The sequence below is a fragment of the Psychrobacter sp. PL15 genome (assembly GCF_035984995.1).
Taxonomy (GTDB): Bacteria; Pseudomonadota; Gammaproteobacteria; order Pseudomonadales; family Moraxellaceae; genus Psychrobacter.
In genome coordinates this window covers 24,743-41,206 of the sequence record NZ_JAXCIB010000011.1, presented here as the reverse complement: position 1 = coordinate 41,206, position 16,464 = coordinate 24,743, and the positions used below count along the sequence as shown (strand labels likewise).

At 44.1% G+C, this 16,464-nt stretch carries 13 protein-coding genes and 1 pseudogene; 5 read left to right on the top strand and 9 right to left on the bottom strand.

The window, feature by feature from the left end; genetic code table 11:
* Positions 1-40: 40 nt before the first annotated feature.
* Complete coding sequence (gene fadB, locus RCH20_RS09995; RefSeq protein WP_327193498.1) at positions 41-2,200, bottom strand: fatty acid oxidation complex subunit alpha FadB; 2,160 nt, start codon at positions 2,198-2,200, stop codon at positions 41-43.
* Between the two features lie 840 nt (positions 2,201-3,040).
* Between fadB and RCH20_RS09990 the strand changes: the two genes are divergently transcribed.
* The 3 genes from RCH20_RS09990 to RCH20_RS09980 all read left to right on the top strand — a co-directional run bounded on the left by RCH20_RS09990 (position 3,041) and on the right by RCH20_RS09980 (position 6,367).
* A complete protein-coding gene (locus RCH20_RS09990) occupies positions 3,041-4,108 on the top strand; it encodes a polyprenyl synthetase family protein (RefSeq protein WP_327193497.1) in 1,068 nt (355 codons plus the stop codon).
* A 97-nt stretch (positions 4,109-4,205) separates the two neighbouring features.
* Positions 4,206-5,024, top strand: coding sequence for a DUF72 domain-containing protein (locus tag RCH20_RS09985; protein ID WP_327193496.1), 819 nt, complete (start codon positions 4,206-4,208; stop codon positions 5,022-5,024).
* Positions 5,025-5,134: 110 nt separating this feature from the next.
* Complete coding sequence (locus RCH20_RS09980) at positions 5,135-6,367, top strand: metal-dependent hydrolase (RefSeq protein ID WP_327193495.1); 1,233 nt, start codon at positions 5,135-5,137, stop codon at positions 6,365-6,367.
* Positions 6,368-7,005: 638 nt separating this feature from the next.
* Here the strand turns inward: RCH20_RS09980 and RCH20_RS09975 are convergent.
* Positions 7,006-7,635, bottom strand: a complete 630-nt coding sequence (locus RCH20_RS09975; RefSeq protein ID WP_327193494.1) for a superoxide dismutase — start codon at positions 7,633-7,635, stop codon at positions 7,006-7,008.
* Positions 7,636-8,141: 506 nt separating this feature from the next.
* Between RCH20_RS09975 and rdgB the strand changes: the two genes are divergently transcribed.
* Positions 8,142-8,795, top strand: a complete 654-nt coding sequence (rdgB, locus tag RCH20_RS09970; RefSeq protein WP_209956298.1) for an RdgB/HAM1 family non-canonical purine NTP pyrophosphatase — start codon at positions 8,142-8,144, stop codon at positions 8,793-8,795.
* Positions 8,796-9,189: 394 nt separating this feature from the next.
* Positions 9,190-10,533: a trigger factor gene (gene tig, locus RCH20_RS09965; protein ID WP_209956297.1), complete on the top strand. Its 1,344-nt coding sequence runs from the start codon at positions 9,190-9,192 to the stop codon at positions 10,531-10,533.
* Positions 10,534-10,690: 157 nt separating this feature from the next.
* On the opposite strand, the gene RCH20_RS09960 is transcribed toward tig, so the two are convergent.
* The 7 genes and pseudogenes from RCH20_RS09960 to ureA form a co-directional block, all read right to left on the bottom strand.
* Positions 10,691-11,446, bottom strand: a complete 756-nt coding sequence (locus RCH20_RS09960; RefSeq protein WP_327193492.1) for a HupE/UreJ family protein — start codon at positions 11,444-11,446, stop codon at positions 10,691-10,693.
* 50 nt (positions 11,447-11,496) lie between these two features.
* The gene (gene ureG, locus RCH20_RS09955; protein WP_327193491.1) at positions 11,497-12,180 is read right to left on the bottom strand and encodes an urease accessory protein UreG; all 684 of its coding nucleotides are present in this window, start codon (positions 12,178-12,180) and stop codon (positions 11,497-11,499) included.
* Between the two features lie 57 nt (positions 12,181-12,237).
* A complete protein-coding gene (locus RCH20_RS09950; RefSeq protein ID WP_327193490.1) occupies positions 12,238-13,017 on the bottom strand; it encodes an urease accessory protein UreF in 780 nt (259 codons plus the stop codon).
* On the bottom strand, positions 13,014-13,619 hold the full coding sequence (ureE, locus tag RCH20_RS09945; protein ID WP_327193489.1) for an urease accessory protein UreE: 606 nt from the start codon (positions 13,617-13,619) through the stop codon (positions 13,014-13,016). The genes RCH20_RS09950 and ureE overlap by 4 nt, the downstream gene beginning before the upstream one ends.
* A 133-nt stretch (positions 13,620-13,752) precedes the next feature.
* Positions 13,753-15,573 (bottom strand): urease subunit alpha, encoded by a 1,821-nt coding sequence (gene ureC / locus RCH20_RS09940; protein WP_442793131.1) that lies wholly within the window; start codon positions 15,571-15,573, stop codon positions 13,753-13,755.
* A 156-nt stretch (positions 15,574-15,729) separates the two neighbouring features.
* Positions 15,730-16,020, bottom strand: a pseudogene (locus RCH20_RS12520) (urease subunit beta); the annotation flags it as partial.
* 47 nt (positions 16,021-16,067) lie between these two features.
* Positions 16,068-16,370 carry an urease subunit gamma gene (gene ureA / locus RCH20_RS09935; protein ID WP_327193487.1) on the bottom strand — a complete coding sequence of 101 codons (303 nt, stop codon included), beginning with the start codon at positions 16,368-16,370 and terminating at the stop codon, positions 16,068-16,070.
* Between the last annotated feature and the right edge of the window lie 94 nt (positions 16,371-16,464).

Genomic DNA, 16,464 nt, shown 5'->3' with positions numbered 1-16,464 from the left:
GAGCAAGTGTACTGCACTTTATCCTAGTAATGACTGCCTATTACACCGTGGCGTAAAAGGTCTCGCCTGCTGCTGCCATATCACGAATCTTTTGCGGGGCGGCGTAAGCTTTGCCAAGATCTGCGTATTTTTCACACAGTGCCAAATAGTTATCAAGACCCATCTGGTCGATATAACGGCAAGGTCCACCACGAAAAGGTGGGAAACCAACGCCCATAATCATCGCCATGTCAGCCTCAGCTGGGGTATCAACGATATTATCTTCTAGGCAACGTACAGTCTCATTACAAAAAGCCAGCATAGTACGGTCGATGATGGCTTGCTCATCAAACTCTTGCTTATTGCTATCGCTGGTTTCTTTGAGCAATTCATAGGTAGCGTCGTCGGCCACTTTTTTCGGCTTGCCGCGCTTGTCCATCTCATACTTATAAAAACCAACGCCATTTTTCTGACCCAGACGTTCGTTGTCGTAAAGATGCTCAATCGCACCTTTATAATCCGCCTTCATACGATCAGGATAGCCTTCTGCCATCACTTCTGCACCATGTACACCCGTATCTAGACCAACCACGTCGATTAGATAAGCCGGACCCATTGGCCAGCCGAATTTTTCCATCACTTTATCGACATGAACAAAATCTGCACCTTGCTTAAGTAGCAAGTCAAAAGCGCCAAAGTATGGGAACAGTACGCGGTTTACAAGGAAACCTGGGCAATCATTAACCACAACCGGCACTTTGCCCATTTTAGTAGCTAAAGCAACGGTAGTAGAAACGGCTTGTTCAGAAGACTTTGCACCACGAATGATTTCAACCAATGGCATACGACTTACTGGGTTGAAGAAATGCATACCGACGAAGTTTTCTGGACGTTTTAGCGCTTCAGCTAAATAAGTAATAGAGATGGTTGAGGTATTTGAAGCTAAGATACAGTCGTCTTTAACCAAACCCTCTACTTCTTTTAATACCGCACGCTTAACGTTTGGATTTTCAACCACGGCTTCGATAACGATGTCCGTCTCAGCAAAATCGCCATAGTTTAGGGTTGGACGGATGCGGCTTAAGGTTTCACCCATTTTGGTTGGGGTTATTTTGCCACGATCAACCATTTTACCCAGGAGCTTGCTGGCTTCGCCCATACCAAGATCTAATTGCTCAGACTTGATGTCTTTCATGATGATTGGCAAGCCTTTGCTGGCTGCTTGATAGGCGATACCGCCACCCATGATACCAGCGCCCAGTACAGCGGCTTCATTGATGTCATGTGCTTGTTTGCTATGTTGTTTGGCTAACTTTTTAACCAATTGGTCATTTAAGAATAGACCAACCAAGCTTTCAGCTTGGGGGGTTTTGGCCGCTTTGGCAAAACCAGCAGCTTCTACTGCAATGGCCTTATCACGGGGTAAATTAACGTGCTTTTCAATCGCAGCAATAGCAAGTGCTGGCGCAGGATATTGCTTGGGGTTGGCCTTGGCAAAAATCATGGCTTTGGCACTACTAAAGGCCATCGTTTGCTCAAGCGGGTTTAATTTAACTGGATTAAGCTTTTCGTCACGACGGGCTTGCCAATCAAGCTCACCTGAGATGCACTTTTTAACCAAATCAATCGCGGCATCTTGTAAGTCATCAGCAGGAACCGTGGCATCAACTAGGCCTAACTTTAAGGCGTCTAATGCTTTTTTGGGCGTACCAGTAGCGATCAGCTCAAGCGCATTATCAATACCTATGATACGCGTACTACGAACCGTACCACCAAAGCCTGGGAAAATACCCAGTTGGGTTTCTGGCAAGCCGATAATTGCTTTTTCGCTCATGACACGATATTCGCAAACCAAGGTCATCTCACAACCGCCACCCAATGCGGCACCATTAATGGCGGCAACTTTAGGAAATGGTAAGTCTTCAAAGCGGTTAAAGTCATTATTAATACCAATAACCCAGTCTTTAATACTGTCTTCTGACTGTTTAAATGAGGCCACAAACTCTGTGATATCAGCACCAGCGATAAACACACCCTTGCTTGAAGTAACGATAAGGCCTTTAACGTCAGTGGCTTTTTCAAGTGCGCTAACGGCTTCACCAAACTGCTTGTTGGTTTCGGTATCAAACTTATTCACGCTCTCATTTTCGGCGTTGTACTGCATGTTGGCGATGCCGTCTTCTAGCATTGTCACCGTGATGCGATTTCCTTGGTATACCATTTGAGACTCCTTGCTATGTGATAAAATTGCTATGTGATAAAAGTTACTTAATACAAGCTACCTAATAAAAGCTATATTTTAAAATTGAAATAAATAGCCAGTTATTGTTAGTAAAAAGAATAATACTGAGAATTTGCAAGCTTACTTATTACTATAAATGGCCTGCAAAATTATGCAGCGACGAGGTCTTTATTATCCAGCACTCATTGCTTTGTCTGGCGTACATTAGTATGACGCTTAATTTTTATGCTATTGCTTGCTCATATCGACTAAAAACATACCGCTATATTTGGCATGCTGATTCATTCTATAGCCTTAAATCATAGCCTTAAAACGGTTAAATCTTAGTAAAGCATCAGAACCAAACTTCAAAGAAAGCGCTGTCGTTATATTGATATTCACTGCAAATTCTTCTTTATCTGACATCAATATTCAGTATCAATTTATCTCGTTTTAAGCGTCATGATTTAATATATAACAAGCGCTAGGTTTAGCCTAATAAAGCGCTTTATCGCATAAATAATTTGTTTAGATAGTCAGTATTTAAATCGTTAGGCAGTTTTTACGTCAATTAGTGTAGGGGATTATGCCCCTAACTGTCACAAGCTAATACCGGACTCGTAAGTCACTATCAAGCATTTACCTTATAGCCAGCGTGCTTTACGCGCATAGATATTCGTTTGTTCAGACCCAACACTTCATCAAACCATATCCAGACCATAAGTTAAATCAGTAATACGTAACCAAAATAAATAGCGCTTAGCGTGTGTGAGTCCGCCTTATCAGCTATCATGCTACCTTAATAATACTTTTATTATTCACCTTTTAATTGGTTTAGTTATGACTGTTTCTTCTGCGCCGCGCTTTGTTCCTTTTGATAACTTTGAGCAGTTTCATAGCGCGTTACGCGCGCAATTAGCACAAGATATTGACGCATTATTTGACTATGCTCAATTGCCAAATCCATTGGTTGATGCTTGCCGCTATGTAATGACTGGCCAAGGTAAGGGAGTGCGCCCATTACTGGTAGCCAGTGCTTTTGCTAGTATAAGAGCCGTTAGTATCAATGCTACCAATAACTCCTCCATTGAAGCAGGCGGTATTAATAACAACGACGAGATAGCAAACCTAGATAGCGTTTTGCATGACCAAGTGCAATACGATATGTGCCGTCGAGCGGCATTAGCGGTAGAATTACTACATACCTACTCGCTAGTACACGATGACCTCCCCTGTATGGATGACGATGAACTGCGCCGTGGTCAGCCGACCGCTCATATTGTATTTAATGAAGCGACGGCCTTGCTGGCCGGTGATGTTTTGCAAACTCTCGCCTTTGAAGTATTGACCGCAGAAATACCTACCTTTGCCCCTTTTGATTCACTAATCGCCAGTCAGCTATTGGCTATATTTGCACCGCGGGCACGGCGGATGGTGGCAGGACAAATGCTTGATATCAACGCTGAAGCCAACAGCAACATATCGCAAGCTGATTTAGAATCCATACACCGTGATAAAACTGGTGCATTGATTGAAGCTGCAGTATTAATGGGCGGTATTTGTGCGCAAGCAACTGCCCCGCAACGTATCGCGCTACAAGATTGTGCGCAGCATATTGGCCTCGCCTTTCAGGTTCAAGACGATATTTTAGATGTGACCACCAGTACCGATGCCCTAGGCAAGCCTGCCGGTAGTGATGAAAAGCTAGATAAATCGACCTATGTCAAACTAATGGGGGTTGATGCCGCTCAACATTACGCGCAGTCGTTATTTGATGGTGGACGTGCGGCAATTACTCGTGAGCTGGGTGATGGCACTAATGATAGTATGGGTGAGGGTATTAATGAAAATACCGAAAGTTATGCGTTACTTGAGCTTATTGAATGGCTCTGGGCACGTAAGAAATAGTCTTATAATTGATATTACATAAAAAAGTAGGTACGTTAATAACTATGTGCGCTTAAAAACATACCTGTAAAAAAGGGCTGAAATATAGAGGGCGGCAATGACTAATAGCAATACCCAACGTATTTATCTAGGTACTGGCGGCTATAGCGATACTGACCTCCTAGGCACGCTGTATCCGACCGGCACTAAGAAAACTGACTTTTTATGTGAGTGTGCCAAGCAATACGGCGCAGTGGAGATTAATAGTACTTTTTATGCACCAATTGGCCAAAAAGCCTTTGCCGGTATGGTTAATAAAGCCTACGTACAAGCCGAAAGTGAATTACAGTTCGCGGTCAAGCTGCATCAAGATTTCACTCATGTTCGCAAAGGTAGTCCCGAACACGCACAGTCTTTTCTTACTGCCCTGACTCCACTAATCGAAGCCAACTGTTTAGCACCCCTGTTATTACAGTTCCCACATGGCTTTGACCGTACCCGAGATAATAGGCTGTATCTAGCAAATTTAGTCAGCTGGTTTAAAGACTATCCATTAGCAGTTGAATTCCGTCATGCCAGCTGGCACACGCCGCAAGTGGTCAATAGTTTTGGTGAGCAAGGTCTTATTTGGTGTAGTGTTGATTACCCTAAGGTTAAGGGTCTACCGCCGTCACGACTAATATTTACTCAACGCACTGGCTATCTAAGGATGCATGGCAATAATCTAAACTGGTGGGATGCGATGAGTGCTAGTGACCGCCATGATTATCGTTATAGCGAAGCGGAGATGCAGGATTGGGCACAAGCGATTGCCAATCAGCACCAACATTTTGATACGCTCTATATCTTCTTTCAAAATACTGTTAATGCGCATGCGTTTTATAATATTGCGATGTTGCGGGAGGCTTTGGGTAGATTTGATTTTGAGGTTTTGTAATTTATCAAAACTTTAAATAATGATGTCACGTAGGGTGCTAAACGCGAAATATTAATACTAAATAAAAGACAACTTACCCTTAAATCCTATTAAAAGTAAGCTAAAACCCTATGGATTCACTCAGTCAAATCGTCTTAGGTGCTAGCGTCCAAGGGGCGATACTCGGTAAATACCAAGGTCGCAAAGCGTACATATATGGTGCGATACTCGGCACTATTCCCGATTTAGACGTGATTTTGAATTACGGTGATCCAGTCAGTAATATGACTTATCATCGTGGCTTTAGTCACTCGCTATTTGTTCTGACAGCTCTAGGCTTAGGAGGTGCTTGGCTGATTAGTCGCTATCATCAATGGCGCTGCATACCGCTACCCTACTCGGATCAACGTTTAGCGCTAGCCATGACCTTAGCGCTAACGACTCATCCGATCTTAGATAGCTTTACGGTCTACGGCACGCAACTGTTTTGGCCGCTGCAAGAACCTTTGCAAATTACCCCTATCAGTATTGCTTCAGTATTTATTATCGATCCCCTTTATACTTTGCCACTGCTTATCGCTATGATTATCGGACTTATAAAGGGTCGTAAACTGCCAATATTTAAGAAAGGTTGGTTTGCTAATTGCCAACGCCTAGCCGTAGGAATGCTAGTGGTTAGTAGTGGTTATCTGCTACTGTCATTAGGATTAAAATATTATGCGCAAGGTCAAGCTGAGCAAACTCTAGCAGCGGCAGGTATTGAAAATATCGTTCGGATTAAAACTATGCCTGTGCTACCAACTACTCTATTGTGGCGCACGCTCGCTGAAGATAAGCAGCATCGAATTATTGAGTTGAGAGGCAGTGTGTTAGATAAGCGACTACCTGAATATCGTTACTTAACTAAGTATAAGAACTCAAAAGCACTTAGCACCAATTTGCCTCAGTCTAGCCAACCTTATGCTACAAGGCTCGATTGGTTCTCTGGTGATTGGACAGGATATAGAACACAGACGCTAATCGCTACAAATACTATTCCAAAGCAATCAAACACACCCTCCACTGAGCAGCTAGTCGTCGATGACTTACGTATGGTCGCAGGCGATACTTCGTTTTTTAGCTTTGTATTAGCGACTAGTGAAAACCAGAAAAATATCTCAGCTAAGAAAAACTCATCAAGTCCAAGCGATAATCCACAATGGCAAGCAATTATCCCGATAGAAACGCCATTCGTCTCTATTGATGACAAGCCTAAGCCTTCGCGCTTTAATTTAATTAAACAAGGCTTTCATCGGGTGATTGATGAATCGGCAATGGATGCGGATGGTGGTTGGGAATTGGTTGAGAGAAATAGCTTTGATTAGAAATAGAGTTGTAACGTCGCGTAGGGTGTGACGTGAATGACCCATCATTTATTGAATTACAAAATAGGTAATCAGCTATACTATTTTTTATTAAATACGTTGGAAGAATTTACTTACAGCAGAGGATTAAACAATGACTATTAAGCTTTTACAAACTATTTTGAAGCCAGTACATGTCTAAAGCTAGTCAGTTACTTTTCTGAAATTTGTGAGACTAAAAAATCACTCTTATCCTTTATTAAAAATGATTGAGGGTTCAATGGTAAAATGCTCATAGACTTTGGAAATCTAAGGTAGAAAATTATTTATACCTCAGTGGTGCAGATAGATATACTTATTTAGAGCTTATACTTTCGTATGAGAATAATAGACTTTGTATCCATTGTTCTTCTATTTTACCGCTGGCTGGCAACTATGATACCGTTATCACAAAATATTATTTAAGTTCTAAGGAGCAAAAAATAATTAAAAGATTGTTATTAAAAGCAACCGAGATAGTTGACACCATAGTAAGAGCGCTTCTAAAACATCAAATTTATGATGCTAGATATTGGGAATCACTATTAATTAAAATCAAAAAAAGGACACTTCTCAGTGTCCTTTTTCATAAATCAAATACTTAGTAAGTAAAAAACTATTTATGCTTCAACACCAGCATCTTGACCTTTATATTTTGCATTCGCGTAGTCCCAGTTCACTAGTTTGTCTAGGAAGGTATCAACATAATCAGGACGACGGTTGCGATAATCGACGTAGTACGCGTGTTCCCACACATCACAAGTCAATACCGCTATTTGACCATGTGCTAATGGGTTGTCAGCGTTACCTGTTTTAGCGATTGACAGTTTGCCGCCTTCTTTATCAGCAACGAGCCATGCCCAACCTGAACCAAATTGGGTTAGTGCTGCGTTTTTGAACTCTTCACGAAACTTATCATAGCTACCGAAGTCTTCTTCGATTTTGCCTTTTAGATCGCCAGTAGGTTCGCCGCCGCCATTCTCAGGCGTCAAGCAATTCCAATAGAAGGTATGGTTCCATACTTGAGCAGCTTGGTTAAACATACCCTGTTTGCTGTCATCTTTAGATGCAGCTACGATAATTTCTGCTAGCGTTTTGTCTTCTAGACCAGAACCTGGTAACAAGTCGTTTAGCTTGTTTACATAGGCGGCATGATGCTTATCGTGATGATATTCTAGAGTCTCAGCACTGATATGCGGCTCAAGTGCGTTTTTTGCGTACGGTAATTCTGGTAAAGTAATCTTTGACATGGTTATTTTATCCTTGCTTTTTAGCCGTTAATGTCATGCTTCAGTTGTGTGCCTATTTCTGACCCACTTACCTTAAAACTTGTAGATAACGCGATCATAACCGCGGTACTGTTCGAACTTATGACCATGAAATATTAGGCTAAATTGGCTGAGTTTATTGTTAATGAATGAACGTTATTGCTCAATGCGCTATGGCACATGATTATAAAACAAAAAAATTGACCACATGACTGTTGCACACGGATTGTTAATTTTAAATTCATAACCTACAAGCTATAATTCACTTTAGCTTACCATTTATTATAGCAAAAATTACGCTTAATATCCGTTACTGAATGTTATAGCTGCCTTAATTCGACTATTTAAATTACCTGCCAATGGCATACATTAGTAATTTACTTAATTAAAGCATAAAATAGCCACTGCCATTAGTGTTTACATTATAATAATTCAACATTAATGATCCAGTAGACCATCACCACATACAAAAATTACGGACTGGCCTTATGAGCGATATTGAGACACAATTACAGCCAAGCCACGCTTTGACTCAGACGAGTTGGGTGCTTGCGAGTAATAACAAAGGTAAGCTTGCTGAGTTTAAACGACTGTTCGCTGAAGCCAATTTAGACGTTACTATCATACCGCAAGGTGAGCTAGATATTGAAGATGCTGTCGAGGACGGTCTCAGCTTTATTGAGAACGCTATTATCAAAGCCCGTCACGCCAGCCGTATAAGTGGTAAACCTGCCATTGCCGATGATTCAGGGCTCTGTGTACCAGTACTTGGTAATGCGCCTGGAATATACTCTGCCCGTTACGCAGGCGAGCATGGTAACGATGCTAAAAATAACGCCAAGCTTATCGCTGACTTACAGCCGATACGCGCACAGCAGCCCGATACGCCCATTGATGGTTTATTTGTCTGTGTACTAGCCATGGTTCGTCATGCTGATGACCCACTACCTATTATTGCTCAAGGCTTATGGTCAGGTGAGATTTTAGACCAACCGCATGGCGATGGTGGTTTTGGCTACGATCCACTATTTTGGTTGTCTGATATGCAAGCGACCGCCGCCAGTTTAGGCGCCACTGATAAAAATCGCGTCAGTCATCGTGGACAAGCTATTCGGCAGCTATTGCAGCAGCTGGATTTCTAGTCATAATAGACGCTATCACTTTTTAAATGGTTAAATTTCTGTACTATTGGCCCATTTTGAGCATCAGGCTATAAAAGCGTGTGCCAGACAAAACAGATAACTTTTACTTTAATTAGCAGATAGATTATACTGTTCTACTTTTGAAATTTTATCGAAAATCGCCATTTATCTCTACTGCTGATTAAAAAGCATTGTTATCAGAGCCTATTAGCGAGTTATTATTGATATTTGACGTACTATATTGCCTATATCATTGCTAGTGTCATTGGCGATTCCCAATCGCACTATCATGAGGCGATCGATATCCCCTATTCATTCCAACGGCAATCGGCATAACGAGTCCCAATCTTGAGGCGCGATTGCCTGTTATTTTAATCCTAAAGGTGTAATCAACATGGCTACAGATTTACAGATCACAACCAACAAGCTGTCTGAAAAAGAAACCCAGCTAACGGTTAAAGTACCGGTCGAAAAAATTCAAAACAAAGTCGAAGGCCGTATTCGCCAAGTTGCGAAAACTGCCAAAATCGATGGTTTCCGTAAAGGTAACGTCCCTATGTCGCATATCCGCAGCCAATATGGTGCCGGTATCCAACAAGAAGTAATTAACGACGTCATTCGCGATACTGTGTTTGAAGCGATTAAAGCGGAAGATATCCGCGCGGTCGGCATGCCTAACATCGATGATGTTAAACTTGAAGATGATTTCTTAGTGTATCAAGCGACAGTTGAAATCTTCCCAGAAGTTGACGTGCAAGGTATTAATGACATCGAAGTTGAACGTCATACTGCCACTGTTAACGAAGAAGACGTTGACACTATGATTGAAAATCTACAAAAGCAGCGTGAAGAGTTCGTCGAGAAAAAAGGCAAAGCCGATAAAGGCAATCAGGTCATCTTTGACTTTGAAGGCTCAATCGATGGCGAGAAATTTGAAGGCGGCTCCTCTGAAGACTTCAAATTAGTTATTGGTAGCAACCAGATGATCCCAGGCTTTGAAGCGGGTATCAAAGGCATGAAAGCTGGCGAAGAAAAAACTATCGACGTGACTTTCCCAGAAGACTATCAAGCGGAAGATCTTGCTGGTAAAGCGGCTCAGTTTAAAATTAATGTCAAAAAAGTTGAAAAATCAAAACTTCCTGAAATCAATGAAGAGTTCCTTGAGCTGTTCGGTGTGACCGAAGGCGGCGTTGAAAAACTAAAAGACGACGTTCGTAAAAACATGGAACGCGAAATCAAAAACGCCGCCCGTAGCCAGGTTAAACAAGCTACTTTTGATGCCTTGCTAGAAAAAAATGCATTTGACGTACCAAGCGCTATGCTAGAGCAAGAAATTGAACGTCAACGTAGCATGATGATGCAACGTTTTGCTCAACAGTTTGGCTCAAACGCTGATAGCTTCGATAAAGACATGCTACCAAATGAGCTGTTTGAAGAGCAAGCATTGCGTGCAGCCCGTCTTGGTATCATCGTTGCTCGTGTTATCGACACCAAAGGGATAGAAATTGACCAAGCGCGCGTTGAAACCTTTATCAAAGAATCTTCAGAAAACTACGAAGATCCAGCAGAAGTCATTGAGTACTACACCAATGATAAGCAGCAGCGCGCTAACATTGAGTCTGTGGTTCTAGAAGACCAAGTGGTTGATTATCTGATCGAGCAAGGCAAGGTAACTGACAAAGAAGTCAGCTATCAAGACCTTCTTGCTGCCCAGCAACAACAGCAGCAAGCGATGTAGTCTGGACGAAACGCTATCTGTGTTTAGAGATGGCTTAAGTTATCGACTCCCTAATACGGCCTCAATCTTTTGATTGAGGCCGTATTTTTTATGCAAATTAAACAACAATCTAAGTTGATATCTCAATTAATATTTGAGTCACAATACAGATAACATTCTAGGTTAAAACAGGAATAAACACAGCGCTTAGCCCTAATACTACTAGCCCGCGTTGTAGCCAAAAACTACCACCAAGACGTTGCTGCAACTGCTGATTGATCAACATACCGGCTGAGTATAACCCTAGCATAGATACCATCATGCCTGCATAAAATCCTAGCTGACCTATGGCGCCAATCTGTGCGGGCACTTCCATCGTGTGTGCCATACCATGAAATGCTGCCAAACCACCAAAACTAATGCCCAGTAACGGTAAATGACGTGTGCTTAGCATGCGCATTGATGATAACGTTGATGACGCTTTCTGCCCACTCCACTGACCCATTAAAACAACGGCCAACACCACTACGGATAACAGTATTACCCCCTCAACCAATCCAGTCGTCAGGCCAAAGGAAGCCGCAAGCCCAACACCTCCAATCAATGCGCTAACAGTGGCTAAAACCACGCCTAGTGACAATCCTGCTGTTAATGACCTCATCCCTAGACGAGGCTTTTGCAAGCCATAAAACAACATACCCATGCCTACTGCCAAAAATAGATGATCCAGTCCCGTCATTGGATGTATGAGTCCCGCTTGTAAGATGCTCAGGAACGAGGGAGCGTGCGCTACCGTTGATTGGATATGGCCCGAATGAGCCTGCGCCAATGAGGGCAGTAGCAGCAATGCCATTAGTGCAGATGAGCCAGCTGCGCTAATGCTAGGGTACGATAAAACCGATGAAAAACGAGAGGATTTTGTGGAAGATGTCATAGGGTCGCTCCTTACTATTAATGGTCTGATTGACAATAATGGACTGTAGGCTAAGCAAGCATGCCATGCTCTTTAATAAAGGCGATGATTTCATCTACCCCATCACCGGTTTTCATATTGCTAAACACAAAAGGTTTGTCACCGCGCATTTTTTTGGCATCTCGCGCCATAACCTCAAGCGAGGCACCCACCATCGGGGCGAGATCGGTTTTATTGATAATCAATAGATCAGACTTGGTGATACCAGGTCCGCCTTTCCGAGGTATCTTGTCGCCTGCCGAGACATCAATGACATATAGGGTCAAATCTGATAACTCAGGACTAAAAGTAGCCGCTAAATTGTCGCCACCCGACTCAATAATAATCATCTCCAAGCCTTCAAAGGTGGCTTGCAGTTCAGCGATAGTCGTCAGATTGATTGAAGCATCTTCACGGATAGCAGTGTGTGGACAGCCCCCTGTCTCTACGCCACGGATGCGCTCAGCAGGCATGGCATTGTTACGAGTCAGAAATTCTGAGTCTTCCTTGGTATAAATATCATTGGTTACCACCGCCATATTGACCGTGTCGCGTAAGTTTTGGCACAGACGCAAGGTTAACGCAGTTTTGCCACTACCCACAGGTCCACCAATACCGAGACGTAAGCACGATAAACCAGATGAGGATTGGTTTAGGTTATCACTACCAGCATTTGGGTCTTGCGAGGTTTGGAGTTTGAGCGGGGTTAGAGACATATTGAGCTCCTTAGACAGTTAGGATAACGGTAAATATAAATAGGGATAAATATAGAATTATGAGCGAAACAACCGACTGTATTGCTCCTCATGCTTGCTTGAGAGGATAGCCAGATTGGGTAGATTATTAGATAAATCAAGCCTCTCGTAGAGGTTTTGGCACCACTGCTGAAGGTCTAGGCCGTCAGTTGCGTCTAACACTATAAGAGCGCTGAAAGATTGCTGCACCGTGTCACTCAGCTCATGTACCTGCGCACTCAGCTCACTTTGCAGATGCCAAAGAATACGTTGCCCGGCCATTTGTCCCAAAGGTACGGTCTTAACAGCGGCCAACACCATGTTTTCTAATTGTGCAAACCCATAAGTGGTCATCGATGGCGCCAATGCCAATTGCCAGTATTGAGCAATATGAGCAAACAGTGGCAAAAAGCCATCTTCAGGTATTTCAGCAGGTATACCAAGCCTAAGCACCTCATTGAGCCAAGATGCCATCGCTTGTGCCAACTGCTGAGACTCAAGCACAAACTCCTTACTCTCTAAGCTGGCGTGATAGTCGTGTGCGAGGTTCGCAGCCAGTGCCTCATGGCCTTGATCGAGTGCCTGCATTATCAGCCCTAATACAGGCAACTCATAACCGATAACGGCAAGCTGTAGGTAGTCCTGCATAAACGTAAGCGCACTGCTCTCATCATGGATGATCCCTGACTCGATCGCGGCTTCTACGCCTTGTGAGTAAGTGTAGCTGCCGATCGGTAAGTTGCTCGATGCCAGCATAAGCAATTGCCCAAGCTGGCTATTCTGGTTGTGCTGACTGTCTGGCCCAGTGGTATCACTCATTTTGACTGACCTACAGGCTCATGGCTGTTGTTTTGACGGTTATGTTCATGGCTGTCTGACGAGCTATGTGAATGGCTGTGTGCTTGGTTGTGTGAATCGTTATGTGAGTGGCTGTGCGAATGGCTATGACTCTGCCCCGACTGATAAGCCCCTGTTTCGGGCTCGAACGGTATAGAAGCAGGCTCGACCTGTAACCCAAGGCGCTCTAACATTTGCGTAAGCACGTGGTCGTTTTCAAAATATAAGGCATAGCCGGCATCAGTGTTATCAAACATCAAAGGCACATGTCGGTTACCCAAATGATAGGCCCCTTTCATCAGCGTAAAATCATCATCCGCAGTCACTTTGGTCACAGCTTGTGGTTTGGCGATGACTTGGATCAACTCGCCTGCTGCATTGATAAGCACATCGTCACCTTTAAGCGTGCCTGTACGCGGTAAATCAACACCGACGCTCTCACCTGACACAGTGGTGGCTCTAAACCGAGAGTGCTGGCGCGTGTCAAAATCTAAAAGCAAATAATTGGTGGCTTGGTAATGCGCTGCTAATTGTATTTGCTGCTTGTCATTAGGTGTCTGTAGACGGGTATTAAATATTTTCATAGGTGCTGTACTCTGGCTGCTGTTGCTCAAACTATTGGTTGATAATACTGACTGCGTAAAGTTTAAGGAAAAGGTAGAACGACGCCCAAACAGTCTGCTGTGGCCAGTATTTCGAGTGTAGGGATCTAAAACCTTAAAATAAGAAATAGCGCTGAGCCATTGGTAATACATCGGCAGGCTCACAGGTGAGCGACTGCCCATCAGCTCGTACCTCATAAGTCTCAGGATTGATATCCATATCAGGACAATAGCTGTTGAAGCGCATGTCGCTTTTACGGATATTACGGATACCATGCACCGGCCGGATCACTTTATTTAATCCGAGTTGCTTGTCCACTTGCTTATCTATAGCAGCCTGCGACATAAAGGTAATACTGGTCTGGGCAATAGATTTTGGGTAAGTGGCGAACATAGGGCGATAGTGTACGGGCTGAGGTGTGGGGATAGAGGCGTTAATATCACCCATTGGTACCGCCGCAATGAGACCGCCTTTGATGATACATTCAGGCTTCACCCCAAAAAATTTGGGCGACCACAATACCATATCCGCCCATTTACCTACTTCGATAGAGCCAACCATGTCGCTGATACCATGGGTGATCGCAGGATTGATGGTGTACTTTGCGATATAGCGTTTGATGCGGAAGTTGTCGTTGTCTTCACTATGATCGTAGTCTGTCAGAGTGATGCGCTGGTCTTGATGTTCAATGTTAGCAGTCGCGTCTGGTGCCAGATGACCGCGTTGGGCTTTCATTTTATGCGCGGTCTGCCACGTGCGAATGACGACTTCGCCCACCCGCCCCATCGCTTGTGAGTCGCTACTCATCATCGAGATTGCCCCTAGATCGTGTAGGATGTCTTCAGCAGCAATGGTCTCTTGGCGAATACGACTTTCGGCAAAGGCAACATCTTCAGCGATAGCGGGACTTAAGTGGTGACAGACCATAAGCATGTCAAGATGTTCGTCAATGGTATTGACGGTATAGGGTCGAGTTGGGTTGGTTGAGGATGGCAAGACATGCGACTCACCGATGGCTTTGAGAATATCGGGCGCGTGTCCACCGCCCGCGCCTTCGGTATGAAAAGTGTGGATGCAACGATTTTTGAAGGCGGCTAAGGTACTCTCAAGATAACCACTTTCATTTAAGGTATCGGTATGGATAGCGACTTGCACATCATAGTCGTCAGCGACGCTCAAACAATTATCGATGGCTTGCGGTGTCGTGCCCCAGTCTTCATGTAGCTTAAGCCCTATGGCACCCGCTTCGATTTGCTCAGCAATGGGGCCCGGCACACTCACATTACCTTTCCCCAGTAACCCAATATTCATGGCGATACTGTCAGTAGCCTTGAGCATCGAGCCAATATGATAAGCCCCTGGCGTACATGTAGTAGCGAGGGTCCCTTGCGCAGGCCCTGTTCCGCCGCCAAGCATCGTGGTCACCCCCGACATGAGGGCCGTTTCGCACTGCTGCGGTGCGATAAAGTGAATATGGCTATCAACACCGCCTGCCGTGAGGATTTTACCTTCGCCAGATATGATCTCGGTTGCGCCGCCAATAGGAATATCGATGGCAGGTTGGATGTCAGGATTGCCGGCTTTACCAATGGCGCTAATTCGACCATCCTTGATACCGATATCCGCTTTATAAATACCAGTATAATCCATGACCAACGCATTGGTAATAACGGTATCAGCAACCTCAGCGCCCAGCAACTGTCCTTGCCCCATACCGTCCCGAATGACCTTACCGCCCCCAAATTTAACTTCCTCGCCTTTTATTTCGGGTGTTTTAGTTGTTTTGGTAGCACTTTTATCACTCTGTAGTTCGTCATTTGGGTGATCAGCAGCTGCTCGAACGCTGGTCAAATCTGCCTCAACTTGTAGCCACAGATCAGTATCCGCTAGGTGGACTTTGTCGCCTGTAGTGGGGCCAAAATGCTCGGCATAGATACGCCTGCTTACTTTTTTTTGCGAGGTAGTTCGAAGTGGTTCTTGAACATTGCTTTGGGATGTCTTTTGGAAATTAACATCAAAACTATCTTCGTGTTTAGTTGCTCCTACGCCAATCGATTTATCTGTTGTAGCCTTGAGAGTAACTGGCCCCATCACACGCCCAGCAAAGCCATATACTTCCTGTTTACCGGCATAAGCGACCAGCTCAACCTCTCGTGACTGTCCGGGCTCAAAGCGTACCGCCGTACCAGGGATAATATTCAAGCGATAGCCACGGGTCCGCTCTCGTTCAAAATTCAAGGCATCATTGACTTCATAAAAATGATAGTGTGAGCCGATTTGGATAGGGCGATCGCCGGTGTTGGCGACACTGATGCTCTGTACTTGTCGTCCTTGGTTTAGGATAATTTCGCCGTCTTGGATATGGTATTCGCCTGCTTGCATGAGGACCGCCTTAATTTTAGAGTAATCATTTAAGTGCCATAACAGTGCTATACGATAGGATTATGTACCGTAACCAGTTTGGTGCCATCGGGGAACGTCGCCTCGATTTGCACTTCCTCCACCATCTCTGCTACGCCTGTCATCACATCATCGGTGGATAGATAGGTCGCCCCTTCACTCATCAATTCAGCAACTCGTTTGCCATCTCTTGCACCCTCCATAAGTAACATACTGATATAAGCAATGGCTTCGGGGTAGTTGAGTTTAACGCCGCGATTTTTGCGCCGCTCAGCGACCATGCCAGCAGTAAACAGCATGAGTTTGTCTTTTTCCGTGGGAGTTAGATGCATGGGCGTTCCTTATGGTATTTGTAGCAACGTGCCACTATAGTCAATGAAAAGTAATGTCGATACATAATATACTGCTGGCATAAGTTTTTCTTGC